At 68.8% G+C, this 12,093-nt stretch carries 12 protein-coding genes; 5 read left to right on the top strand and 7 right to left on the bottom strand.

Annotation, left to right across the window (positions count from 1 at the left end; all coding sequences use genetic code 11):
• Positions 1–122: 122 nt before the first annotated feature.
• Positions 123–974 (top strand): hypothetical protein, encoded by an 852-nt coding sequence (locus JUB11_RS08410; RefSeq protein WP_207458070.1) that lies wholly within the window; start codon positions 123–125, stop codon positions 972–974.
• A 104-nt stretch (positions 975–1,078) separates the two neighbouring features.
• Here JUB11_RS08410 and parA read toward each other — a convergent pair whose 3' ends face one another.
• Complete coding sequence (gene parA / locus JUB11_RS08405) at positions 1,079–1,726, bottom strand: ParA family partition ATPase (protein WP_207458069.1); 648 nt, start codon at positions 1,724–1,726, stop codon at positions 1,079–1,081.
• Positions 1,727–1,853: 127 nt separating this feature from the next.
• Here parA and JUB11_RS08400 point away from each other — a divergent pair, with 127 nt between their 5' ends.
• Positions 1,854–2,837: an L-threonylcarbamoyladenylate synthase gene (locus JUB11_RS08400; protein ID WP_207458068.1), complete on the top strand. Its 984-nt coding sequence runs from the start codon at positions 1,854–1,856 to the stop codon at positions 2,835–2,837.
• Positions 2,838–2,846: 9 nt separating this feature from the next.
• A complete protein-coding gene (locus JUB11_RS08395) occupies positions 2,847–4,274 on the top strand; it encodes an FAD-binding oxidoreductase (RefSeq protein ID WP_207458067.1) in 1,428 nt (475 codons plus the stop codon).
• Positions 4,275–4,343: 69 nt separating this feature from the next.
• Here the strand turns inward: JUB11_RS08395 and JUB11_RS08390 are convergent, their stop codons facing one another.
• The 5 genes from JUB11_RS08390 to mepA form a co-directional block, all read right to left on the bottom strand.
• On the bottom strand, positions 4,344–5,351 hold the full coding sequence (locus JUB11_RS08390) for a hypothetical protein (RefSeq protein WP_207458066.1): 1,008 nt from the start codon (positions 5,349–5,351) through the stop codon (positions 4,344–4,346).
• Between the two features lie 95 nt (positions 5,352–5,446).
• Complete coding sequence (pcsA, locus tag JUB11_RS08385; RefSeq protein ID WP_207458065.1) at positions 5,447–6,160, bottom strand: phosphatidylcholine synthase; 714 nt, start codon at positions 6,158–6,160, stop codon at positions 5,447–5,449.
• A gap of 257 nt (positions 6,161–6,417) precedes the next feature.
• Positions 6,418–6,543 carry a type B 50S ribosomal protein L36 gene (gene ykgO / locus JUB11_RS08380; RefSeq protein ID WP_012973122.1) on the bottom strand — a complete coding sequence of 42 codons (126 nt, stop codon included), beginning with the start codon at positions 6,541–6,543 and terminating at the stop codon, positions 6,418–6,420.
• Positions 6,544–6,692: 149 nt separating this feature from the next.
• Complete coding sequence (locus JUB11_RS08375) at positions 6,693–7,634, bottom strand: methyltransferase domain-containing protein (protein WP_207458064.1); 942 nt, start codon at positions 7,632–7,634, stop codon at positions 6,693–6,695.
• A 143-nt stretch (positions 7,635–7,777) separates the two neighbouring features.
• The gene (mepA, locus tag JUB11_RS08370; RefSeq protein ID WP_207458063.1) at positions 7,778–8,710 is read right to left on the bottom strand and encodes a penicillin-insensitive murein endopeptidase; all 933 of its coding nucleotides are present in this window, start codon (positions 8,708–8,710) and stop codon (positions 7,778–7,780) included.
• A gap of 97 nt (positions 8,711–8,807) precedes the next feature.
• Between mepA and JUB11_RS08365 the strand changes: the two genes are divergently transcribed.
• Positions 8,808–10,169, top strand: a complete 1,362-nt coding sequence (locus tag JUB11_RS08365) for a Bcr/CflA family multidrug efflux MFS transporter (protein ID WP_211112467.1) — start codon at positions 8,808–8,810, stop codon at positions 10,167–10,169.
• A gap of 121 nt (positions 10,170–10,290) precedes the next feature.
• Positions 10,291–11,175 (top strand): adenylate/guanylate cyclase domain-containing protein, encoded by an 885-nt coding sequence (locus JUB11_RS08360; RefSeq protein ID WP_207458062.1) that lies wholly within the window; start codon positions 10,291–10,293, stop codon positions 11,173–11,175.
• A gap of 6 nt (positions 11,176–11,181) precedes the next feature.
• Here JUB11_RS08360 and JUB11_RS08355 read toward each other — a convergent pair whose 3' ends face one another.
• On the bottom strand, positions 11,182–11,982 hold the full coding sequence (locus JUB11_RS08355; protein WP_207458061.1) for a class II glutamine amidotransferase: 801 nt from the start codon (positions 11,980–11,982) through the stop codon (positions 11,182–11,184).
• Positions 11,983–12,093 lie beyond the last annotated feature (111 nt).

Here is a 12,093-nt window from a genome sequence, read left to right as displayed (position 1 = left end):
TCCCGGAACGGGACGCGTTACGCCCGAAGAGCATTCACTAAAATGCTGTTCACTGGATACATTTCGCTCCGACGCGGCCCGCTGGCCGTGAGGCAATCGTCTCGGCGAAGGATGTCTTAGCCATGAAGGTGACCAGCATTACCCGGCGCCTGGCATCGGGTGAGTTGCACTATGCTCTGGGCCGTTTCGAAACCGTCCGCCGCGGCTACAGCGCCATCCGGCGCATCTCCGAGCCGTCGCGCCGCTTCAAGTCCAACTACACGCCCGCCATGCCCGCCGGGACGCTGTTCCCCGCCCTGTCGCTCGACGCCGTGGACGCCGCGATGCGGCAGGACTCGGTCGCGATGGGCTTCGACCTCCCGCCGGAGATCCTGGCCGAGCTGATCGAGTTCGCCATGACGACGCCTTTCCAGGCGCGCGGCATGGAGCGGACCTTCCTGCGGGAGGAGGTGCGGAACGGCAGCCTTCCGGACGGAACCCGGGTTGTGCTGGCGCTGTCGCCCAACCCGATGGCCTGTCCCGCCGTGCGCCGCGTGGCCGACGACCCCGTCCTGATGGAGGCCGCGACCCGCTATCTCGGCTACCGGCCGAAGAAGATCATCCCGCGCGTCTTCTGGAGCTTCGCCACCGACGCGGGCGACGAGGAGCGGCGCAACCGCGGCCAGACCATCGACTGGCACTTCGACGTCCACGACTTCGCCTTCTGCTCGGCCTCCTTCTACCTCACCGACGTGGACCGCGACTCCGGCGCCCATGCGCTGGTGCGCGGCTCCCACCGCGGCAAGAAGCTGAAGATGCTGCTGGGCTCGGCCAACGCGCCGGACGATCTGGTGGTCAGCCATTATGGAGCCGACCGCATCCTCGTCATTGAGGGGCCGGCCGGCACCGGCTTCCTGGAGGACACCTCCTGCTATCACCGCGCCCTGCCGCCGAAGAACCGCGACCGGCTGATGATGATGCTCTGGATGAGCTGAGCCGGCGGTTCAGGCACAACGACGGGCGGGAACGGGGCCGGATCATCCCGGCCCCGTTCCCTTTTTTGACTTGGCTTCGGCTGACCTGCTTTACCCGGCCCGCCTTATCCCGCGCGGGCCAGGATCTCCTCGGCCAGGGTCTGCATCTCGGTACCGGCCTGGGTCCGGCGCGCGCCTTCCGTGACCGACAGGCCGGTCAGCAACGTGCCGGCATAGGCGGTGCGGTTGCCGATCTGGGTTTCGGCCAGCGCCACCGCCGGCGGGTTGACTAGGTCGCGCACCTTGGCGACCAGCTCGTCGGCGAGCTTCGTGCGCGGCGGCACGCGGTTCAGCACGAGCAGGAGGCCGCGCTTCTCCTGGCCGGCGAGGTCGATGGTCGGGTGCACGGCCCAGAGATCCATCGGGCTCGGCTGCACCGGGGCGATCACGAGGCTGGCGGTGCGCACGGCGATCCGCGCCTCCGTCTGGGCGTGGGGCGGGCTGTCCACCACGACGATGTCATGGATGCGCGCGAGCTTCTCGACCTCGGCCTGGGTGCGCCAGCCGTTGATCTGCACATGGGTGAAGCCGGGGTTTCCGCCGGTGGCCTCGGCGCGCACCGCGTGCCAGCGCGTCAGGCTGCCCTGGGGATCGATGTCCACGGTGGCGACGGAGCGGCCGAGCTGGGCCCAGGCGATGGCGAGATGGGCGACCAGCGTGGTCTTGCCGGCCCCGCCCTTCTGCTGCGCCACGGTGAAGACCTTGCCCGCCATGCCCGCACCCATCATTATTCAGGGGAGCGCATCACGTTCCTGATGCCCCGCAACTCCTCATAACCCCTGTCCGTGACCGGCGCAACCGCGCGATTTGGCACCGCAGCATAAACGATCAGAAACGACCTTGACCGAAGAACAGAGCGCCCGCCGCCCCGAGATCCTGCCGACCAAGCCGCAAGCCCTGGCCCGCGGCGGCGAGGCCCTGCGCGCCGGCGAGCTGGTCGCCTTCCCGACCGAGACCGTCTACGGGCTGGGCGCCGACGCCACGAACGACAAGGCGGTGGCCGCCATCTTCGCCGCCAAGGGCCGGCCGCAGTTCAACCCGCTCATCATCCATCTGCCCGACCTGGAGAGCGCGCAAGGCTGGGCGCGCTTCGACGAGCGCGCGCTGGAGCTGGCGGCACAGTTCTGGCCCGGCCCGCTGACGCTGGTCCTGCCCCGCGTCGAGGGCAGCGGCTTGTCCCTGCTGGTCTCGGCGGGTCTCGACAGCGTGGCGATCCGCGTCCCCAACCACCCGGTGGCGCGGACGCTGCTGGAAGCCGCGGGACGGCCGGTGGCCGCTCCCAGCGCCAACCGTTCGGGGGCGGTCAGCCCGACCACCCCGCAGCACGTCATCGAAAGCCTGGGCGAGAAGGTCGCCATGGTTGTCGCCGGCGGCAAATGCCCGGTCGGACTCGAATCCACCGTGCTCGACCTCACCGGGGAGGAACCGGTCCTGCTGCGTCCGGGTGCGGTCCTGCGCGAGGAGATCGAGCAGCTCATCGGCCCGGTCCGCGTCTCCGCCGGCGATCCGACGGCGCCGAAGTCGCCCGGCCAGCTGGAGAGCCACTATGCCCCCTCGGTTCCGGTGCGGCTGAACGCCGACGCCGCCGAGGAGGGCGAGGCGCTGCTGAGCTTCGGCCCGGACCGCTTCGTGCGCGGCCATGGGGCGCGGCTGAACCTCAGCCTGGAGAGCGACCTGAACGAGGCGGCGGCGAACCTCTTCGCCCATCTGCGCCAGCTCGACCAGCCGGGGGTGAAGGCCATCGCCGTCATGCCCATCCCGGACCAGGGGCTGGGCGTCGCCATCAACGACCGGCTGCGCCGTGCCGCGGCACCCCGCGGGTAAGGCCGGGCCATGACCACCGCCCAGCCGGTCGCGGCCGCCCTCGACCGCATCCGCGCCATCGTCGGGCCGAACGGCATCCTGACGGCACCCGAGGACATGGCCCCCTACCTCGCGGAATGGCGCGGGCGTTTCCGGGGCAACAGCCCGGCGGTGGTCCGCCCGGCCTCGACGGAGGAGGTCGCGGCGGTGGTCGCGGTCTGCGCCGGGGCCGGCATCCCCATCGTCCCGCAGGGCGGCAACACCAGCCATGTCGCCGGCTCCATCCCCTACGAGGACGGGCGCGAGATCGTCATCAGCCTGTCTCGGATGAACCGGATCCGCGCCATCGACCCGCTGAACTACACCATGACGGCGGACGCGGGCGTGGTGCTGAAGGCGGCCCAGGACGCCGCCGCCGCCGCCGGCCGGCTGCTGCCCATGAGCCTGGGGTCGGAAGGCACCTGCCAGATCGGCGGGCTGATCTCGACCAACGCCGGCGGCATCAACGTTCTGCGCTACGGCAACATGCGCGACCTCGTGCTGGGGCTGGAGGTCGTGCTGGCCGACGGGCGCGTGTGGGACGGCCTGCGGTCTTTGCGCAAGAACAACACCGGCTACGACCTGAAGCAGCTGTTCATCGGGGGCGAGGGAACGCTGGGCATCGTCACCGGCGCGGTGCTGAAGCTGTTTCCGCGTCCGCTCCAGGCGGAGACCGCCTTTATCGCCGTGCCGAGCCCGGCCGCGGCGCTGGAGCTGCTGGCCCGGCTGCGCTCCGCCTCCGGCGACGCGGTGTCCTCCTTCGAGCTGATGGCGCGCCGCTGCCTCGACTATGCCCTGAAGCATGTGGCCGGCACCATCGACCCGCTGGCGGCGCCCTCGCCCTGGTACGTGCTGGCCGAGCTGACCGCCGGGACGCGGAGCGACGCCTTCCGCGAGAGCATCGAGGCCGCGCTTGGCGAGGCCGTCGCGGACGGGCTGGCGGCGGACGCCACGCTGGCCCGGTCCGAGGCCCAGGCGGAACAGCTCTGGTTCATCCGCGAGGCCATCGTGGCGGCGCAGAAATTCGAGGGCGGCTCGATCAAGAACGACGTGTCGGTCCCGGTCAGCCGGGTGCCCGACTTCATCGAGCGCGCCACCGCCGCCGTCGAGGCCGCCTGCCCCGGCATCCGGGTGACGCCCTTCGGTCATGTCGGCGACGGCAACATCCACTTCAATCTGAGCCAGCCCGAAGGCGCCGACAAGGCTGCCTATCTCGCCCGCTGGGACGAGCTGACCGGCTTGGTGAACGAGGTCATCCTCGACCTCGACGGCTCCATCTCCGCCGAACACGGCATCGGCCGCGTCAAGAAGGACGCCATGCCGCTCATCAAGAGTCCCGTGGAACTCGACCTGCTGCGCCGCGTCAAGGCGGCGCTGGACCCGCAGGGGCTGATGAACCCCGGCAAGACGTTGCCCTGAACCGTCAGAGGGGGACCGCCGCTTGTTCCAGTGCGTCACCGGATGCCCACGGGCAGCCGGTGGAGGGCTTTACGCGTCGTTGAGGATGCTGCCCGGCGTCACCGCCTTGGAAAGGCCGAGCCCGAGACCCAGCCCGGTCTCGGAGGTCTGCTCAGTGCGCACGGGCTCGTCGCGCATGCGCTTTTCCTCCTTGTTCCGGGTGGACTTGCCGTTGGCGCTGTCGGCCTCGTCCGGCGTTTCCAGCGCGTTCAGCGCGAGCACCTGATAGATCGACAGGGGCGTTCCGTTGAAGGATTTTTCCGGCAGGCTCGGCACCTGGGTGGTGAAGCCGTCGGGCATGTCCTGCCGGCGCAGCCGTTCGGCAAGCGAGCCGGCCGGCGACTGGCCCACGACGCCCGTCGCAGGCGCTTCGGCGAATTTGTCGGCGAAGCGGTCGTAGATTTCCTTCAGGGTCTTCGGCCTGCCGGTTTCCTTGTCGTAGAAGACCGCGCGGTTCGCCGCCGCCGCCTCGGGGAACAGCTCCCTGGCCTGGCGGTTGGGGCTTTCCTTCATGCCGTTCAGGAATTTCGACGCGCCGCCGGCTCCAAGGAAATGGGCCATGTACAGTTCCGTCGAGCCGATCCGCCCGCCGACCGCCTCCTCCAGCTGCTCCTTGTTGCCGCGCGTGAATTCCGCCGCCATCAGGGCGGAGACCTCCGGGTCCTTGCGCAGTTCCAGGATCTTGCGCCGCATCTCGGGGTCGGCGACGAAGGGACGCCCGTCGCTGCGGGTCTGGATCGCCGCCGCCATCCGGCCCAGCCCGTGCGCCGCCCCATGCTCCTTCACCGTGTGCAGCCAGGTCGAGTCGATGAATTGGTAGAGGCCGGTCGCCGAGGAGGTGGCCGCCTTCACGTCGGTGCGGAAGCCGCTCTCGGCGGCAGCTTTTTCCAGGAGATAGGAAAAATCGACCCCGGTCCGGTCGCTCGCGTTGCGGATCGCGCTTTCCACATGTGCCGCCCCGCGTGCCGCCTTGCCCACGTAACCTGTGGTCTGCAAGGCGGATTCGGCTTGGCGGGCGATGGCGGAGGCGTAGGTCATGGGATGTCCCTCTGGCGATGCATCCCCTTCAATGCAACGGGGATGCCAACCGGAGGGACGAAGTGGCCGCTCTTACAACGGACCGGGCAAAGGCCTCAGGCCGCTTCCGGTCCACGCAGGGTGCGCCAGGCGCAGACGGCCACGTAATAGCCGCTGGCGAGCAGCCACACCGCGAAGATCACCGGCGGACGCTCGGGCTGCAGGATCACCAGCGCGGCGCTGGAGATGAGCCAGACGGCGCTGACCGCGATGTTGACGCGCATCAGCTTGCGGACCCGGAAGGGGTGCAGGAACTTCACCGTGGTGAAGGTCATCAGGCCGAAGGCGATCAGGATGGCGGCATTGATCCAGGGGTTCAGCTCCAGGATCCAGAGATAGAGCGCCACCACGTTCCAGATCGCCGGGAAGCCGACGAAATAGTTGTCGCCGCTCTTCATGTTGACGTTGCAGAAGCAGTAGAGCGACGTCATCAGCACCCAGGCGGTCAGCGGAATGCCGAAGCCGTTGGGCAGCAGGTTGAAGACGTACATGAACAGCGCCGGCACGACGACATAGGTCAGGTAATCGACCACGAGGTCGAGCGCCGAGCCGTCGAAGCCCGGCAGGACGTCGCGCACGGAGGCGCGGCGCGCCAGCGTGCCATCCACCCCGTCCACCACCAGGGCCAGCCCCAGCCAGCCGAGGCACGCCTCGGCGTCGCCGCTGGAGGCGGACAGCAACGCCAGAAGCCCCAGAACAACACCGCTGCCCGTGAAGACATGCACCGCCCAGGCCGACAGCCTCTGCGCGATCCCGTACCCGCCGTTCACTTGTCGACTCTCCATTCCGCTGGCGCCAAACCTAGCGGGAGCGCGGCCAGTTTCAAAGCGCGGCATCAGGGGAACTCCCGTGTTTTTGCGGCGGTGCTGTCTTTTTATGACAGGCAGGCGTTCGTTCTGCCAAGCGGAAGGAAACAGCCATGGGTGCGGTTGGGTCCAAAACGCAAAGGCCGCGCCAGGGAAGGCGCGGCCTTTGCGTGAACCTTGCGTGATCCGGCGACGGCCGGCAAGCCGGCCGCGGTGCCGTATCAGCCCTGACGGGCCTTGAAACGCGGGTTCTGCTTGTTGATGACGTAGACGCGGCCCTTGCGGCGGATAACACGGCAGGCCTTATGGCGCGTCTTCATCGACTTCAGAGAGTTCACGATCTTCATGGTTCTATCCTGGTCGGTCGGCGGCACTTCAAAGAGCGCGCAACATAGTGTGGTGCATCCGCCCTGTCAACGTATAGAGCGGGACATTCCGCGGTCTTTCAAATCGGCCTTTCACAGGGGGCCTTTCACGGGGGCCTCTCCCCCGCCCGCTATTCGGCGGGCTTGATCGCGTAGAAGCGGTAGCATCTGAGCCCGGCGTCGAGTGCCGCGACGCGGCGGACCCACATCTCCACCTCCTGCATCACCGCGATCTTGGTGTCCTTGTCCATGCTGTGCTTCTCCAGATGCTCGACGAGCCCCTGGATGGCGGACAGGATCAGGGTGCGGTGGGTGTCGGTGATGTCCTCGCTGATGCGCAGGTCCAGGTTTCGCTGGGCGAAGCCGTTGGACATCTGCTCCCTGCTCCAGAGATTCGGTGCCATCGGTTCCTTGTCGCACCAGTGCTGGATGGCCTTGGCGCCGGCGAGCTGCGGCTCGACGATGTAGTCCGTCATCAGCACATGGCCGCGCGGCTTCAGCACCATCTCCATGGCGTCGAACATCTGGTCCTTGTCCCGGACTGAGAACATGCCTTCCTTGTAGACGATGGCGTCCACGCGCTTGGAGTAGGAGAAGTTCTCCGGGTCGTAGGTCTCGACCGGCGCCTTCTTCTCCAGCCCGTGCTTGAAGGAGCGGATCATCCCCTCCTTCGCCAGCAGCGGAGACGCCTCCAGCCCCGTGACCCAGCAGCCGTACTTGCCGGCCATGGTGCGGCTGGTGCCGCCCAGCCCGGCGGAAAGGTCGAGCACGCTCATGGCCGGGTTCAGGCCGAGCGGGCGCACGAGATAGGGGATGTGGTCCGATCCACCGGGCGTGTTGAATCCCTCGCCCCACAGTTTCTCGGCCACCTCGATCCGGGTGGCGGTCCACAGGGGCTTGCCCCAACGGTTCATGCCCGGCGGGTTGGAGGCCGCCGACGGTTCGGGCGGCGGAGCCTCCTCGGCTTCCTGCTTCTTCGCCTTCAGGCCGGAGAGGTCATAGCCTTCCCACCAGGCCTGGAAACGGGTTTTCAGGCTCAGCGAGCCGTCCGCGGCGTCCTTCTTGTCGGTCATCGCATCAACGCTCGCCCTGATGGTCGAAGCAGCCGGCTTTTCCCCCGAAAAGGGGGCATGCCGGTGCGTGCGATCTTAATTCACCGGCTCAATGATGAACAGTTAGAAAACCGCGATAGGCCGGAACGGGATCCCGGCGGGTGTCAGTCGGACAGGCCGTCCCCCGCCGAGGCCACGGTGGTCCCGCTGGCGCGCAGCACGGACCGGCAGACCGGCGGCAGGTTGACCGCCCTCGGGCGCGGGCGATCACCGGGCGGCCGCTCGATCAGGGGTGCCAGCGACGCCATCCAGGACTCGACATCCTCGCCGCAGCCCTCTCCGGCCGGCAGTTCCTTCTGCTCCTCGCATTGCGGGCTTCCGGGCGGGCAGCTCAGCCGGATGTGCATATGGCCGTCATGGCCGTGCCAGGGGCGCAGCTTGCGCAGGAAACTGCGGTCCGGCCAGGAATGCCGGCACATGGCCTGCTTGATGGCCGGGTTGATGAAGATGCGCGCCACGCGCGGGTCGGCGGCGGCGATGCGGATCATCTGCGCCTGCCCCTCGCTCCAGTCGGCGGAGACGCGCCGGCGGCCGTAATCGACGTACTTGATCTCCCGGAGCGTCTCGCGTGCGTCGCGCCGCAGCGCCGGAAGGTCGAGCCGCAGCCAGACGTCGGCGTCCAGCCCGTTCTGGTGGCTGGCATGGCCGAAGCTCATCGGCCCGCCGCGCGCCTGCCCCATGTCGCCGATCAGCGCGGTGCCGATCCGGGCCGCGGCGACCTTGCGCCCGAAATCCTCCAGGAAATCGATGAGGGCCGGATGGCCGTAGTTGCGCTTGCGGGACAGCCGGATGAGCTGGTAGCCGGTCCCCTCCGGCGCCAGCGGCCGGGCACCCGCCACGCAGCCCGCCGCGTAGCCCCCGATGGACTGGGCGATGCCGCCGGAGGGTCCGCGGACCTGGCTCCAGGCGATCGGGTCGGGCTGCGGCGATGACGGCTTCTTGCCGGCCGAACCGGCCAGGGCTTCTCCGGCACCGCCGGCGAGCAGGCCGACCGCGACCAGAAGCCCGCCCCAGAAACCCGCCGTGAGCCGCCGCATGCTCTTCTCCAACGTGGAAGATTCCACCACTTTCTAGGGAAGGAATTTACCGCTAAAGAGTGCGCACGCCTAGAGAGCCCCGAGTCGCGGGAAACGGATGTCACAGCCCGTCCCCTCGCCCATCCGATTGCGGCACCGGTTCCGGAGTTCCGCCGGCAGGTCTGCCATACGGAAACGGTCTTTGTCGGCGGGCGCCTTCCGGCCCAGCCTTAAAGGCTTGCCCAACCGGACCGACCGAGACCAGATATTCGCACGCCTTGCCGCCGCGCGCGCGGTGCCGCCGTCCAGCAGCCCCTTTTTCCTGGGCGTTCTCGGCATTCTGATGTCCTTCGGTCCGATGGGTACGGACATGTATCTGCCGGCCCTGCCGGACATCCAGGCGGGCTTCCACGCGACCCAGGAGCAGGCGCAACGGACCCTGTCCGCCTTCTTCCTGGGCTTCGGGATCGGGCAGCTCCTGTGGGGGGCGCTCGGCGACTGGCTGGGACGCCGCCTTCCCATCGCGGCCGGCGTGCTGCTGTATGGCGCCGGCTGCGTCGGGTGCAGCCTGTCCACGGACATCGACCATCTGGCCTTGTGGCGCTTCGTCCAGGCGCTCGGCGCCTGCGCCGGTCCGGTGCTGGTGCGGGCGATGATCCGCGACGTGTTCGCGCGCGACCGCGCGGCCAGCGTGCTGTCCCTTATGATGCTCATCATGGGTGCGGCGCCCATCATCGCGCCGCTGATCGGCGGGCAGATCCTCCTGCTGGCGGACTGGCGGGGCATCTTCTGGGCGCAGGCGGCCTTCGGCTTCATAGCGCTGGCGGCGCTCGCCAGCATCCCGGAGACGCTGGACCCGGCCAACCGGCGCCGGGCGCATGTGGCGGGGCTGCTCCAGTCCTACCGCGCGCTGCTGACCAACCGCCGCTATCTCGGCTATGCCCTGAACATGGGCTTCGTCTACGCGGGCATGTTCGCCTTCCTGTCGGGATCGCCCTTCGTCTACATCGACCTGTTCCACGTCCGGCCGGAGCATTACGGCCTGCTGTTCGGCATCAACATCGTCGGCATGATCATCGTGAACACGCTGAACAGCCGGCTCGTGCTGCGTTACGGGTCCGACCGCCTCCTTGGGCTCGGCAGCCTCCTGTCGATGCTCAGCGGGCTGCTCCTGCTTGGCTGCGCCGCGATGGGCTGGGGCGGGCTGTGGGGGCTGGTCGGCGGGCTGTTCCTGTTCATGGCGCTGACCGGCCTGATCATCCCCAACGCCATGGCCGGCGCCATGGCGGCCTACCCGCACATGGCAGGCACCGCCTCGGCGCTGGCGGGCATGATGCAGTTCGGATTCGGCGCCGCCTCGGGCTGGGTGGTCGGCTACATCGCCGACGGAACTGCCATGCCGATGGCGGCGGTCATCGCCGCCAGCGCCGCGGCGGTCTTCCTCAGCAACATCCTGCTCGTCCGGCGCGCGGCGCGTTAGGAAGGCGCGCGGCGCCGCGCCTTGCGCCATTCGAAAGCCCCTGCGTGTTTTCCGGTCCAAAGACGCCGGGAAAGGCTCTAGGATCGGAAAACCCTTCCCTTATGCTGGCGGCCCGTCGGAGATGGAAAAGCCTCTCGCCCTCCTGTTCGTGGACATCGCCGACAGCACCCAGCTGTACGAGCGGATCGGCAATCTGCCGGCGGCCACGCTGACGCAGGCGATGCTGGCCCATCTGCGGCGGATCATCGAGACCTATGGCGGCACGGTGATCAAGAGCCTCGGCGACGGGCTGCTCGCCGCCTTCCCCACCGCCGACGATTCCGGCCGGGCGGCACTCGCCATGTCGGCGGCGGAGGCCGACCACGGGCTTCAGCTTCGCGTGGGCATTCATTTCGGGCCGGTGATCCAGGGGGCCGAGGATGTCTACGGCGACGCCTGCAACGTCGCCGCCCGCGTGGAGGCCATCGCCCGGCCGGGCGAGATCCTGGTGACCGACGCGCTGGCCGACCAGCTTTCCCCGCCGCTGCGCCGCAAGGCCAAGCCGCTCAGCAACGTGGCGGTGAAGGGTAAGGCCGCCCCCATCCGGGTCCACCGGCTCCAGCCCGGCGAGCAGGAGGACGAGCATCTCGGCAGCACCACGGTCGGCGTCTCCATGCCGCACCAGGAGCAGGACGTGGCGACGCTCCGCCTCAGCCACAACGGCTTCGACGTGGCGGTGAACCGCTTCATGCCCCGCCTCACCATCGGGCGGGAGGAAACGAGCGGCCTGCGCGTCGCCGCGCGCCAGACGTCGCGCCAGCACGCCAGCCTGGAGTTCAGCCGTGAAAGCTTCATCCTGACCGACCATTCGAGCAACGGCACCTTCATCCGCGCCGGCAATTCCCGCCCGGTGCGCCTGCTGCGCGATTCGACGAGGCTCGTGGGGTCCGGCCTGCTCGGCTTCGGGGCCGAGCCCGAGGACGAGGGGCAGGCCCATGTGGTCGCCTTCCGCAGCGACCGGAAGTAGGCGTTGCTAGGCCGCGCGGGCTTCCCCGCCGCGTGCCGGCCCGCCGGACGGCAGCCCGCCGCGGAAGACGATCATCTCGCCGGGCTTCATGACGGTCCATGCCTCGTCGCGGGTCAGAGGGCGGGTGGCAACCACGGTCACCACATCGTCGGGCGTGGTCTCGCGGGAGAAATCCACGCTCATGTCGGCGTCGATCAGGGTCGCCGGCCCGAAGGGTGCCCGGCGCGTCAGCCAGGCGAGATTGGTCGCGCAATGGCACCAGAGGTGCCGCCCATCGGTGAGCAGCATGTTGAACACGCCGAGCCCGCCGAGGTCGGCGGCGAGGTCGCGGATCAGCCGCAGCAGAGGCCCCTCCCGCTTGGGCGGCTCGGGGAAATGCATGCGGATCTGGTCGAGCATCCAGCAGAAGGCATGCTCGCTGTCGGTCGAGCCGACCGGCTCGTAGAAGGTCAGCGTGCGGCTCTTGATGCCCTTGAGCTGGCCGTTGTGGGCGAAGGTCCAGAGCCGGCCCCACAGCTCGCGCGTGAAGGGATGGGTGTTCTCCAGCGCCACCCGGCCGCGGTTGGCGCGACGGATGTGGGAGATGACCACGCAGGACTTGATCGAATAGCGGCTGACCAGCTTCGCGACCTCCGACTCGCAGCTCGGCGCCGGGTCGTGGAAGCTGCGGCAGCCCTTGCCCTCGTAGAAGGCGATGCCCCATCCGTCGCGGTGCGGCCCGGTCTGGCCGCCCCGCTGCATCAGCCCCTGGAAGCTGAAGCAGATGTCCGTGGGCACGTTGGCGCTCATGCCCAGCAGTTCACACATGGACCGGACCTCTTCCTTGGAAAGCCTCACGCCGGCGAAAGCGCCGCACCCTGCCGCGCCACGCTACGACAGGGCCGGGCCGTCCGCCAAGCCCCGGCCGGGCGAAGCGGG

The sequence above is a fragment of the Azospirillum sp. SYSU D00513 genome (genome assembly GCF_017356015.1).
Taxonomy (GTDB): domain Bacteria; phylum Pseudomonadota; class Alphaproteobacteria; order Azospirillales; family Azospirillaceae; genus Azospirillum.
Note: the sequence above shows the minus strand (reverse complement) of the source record. Positions and strands in the feature narration are given on the sequence as shown.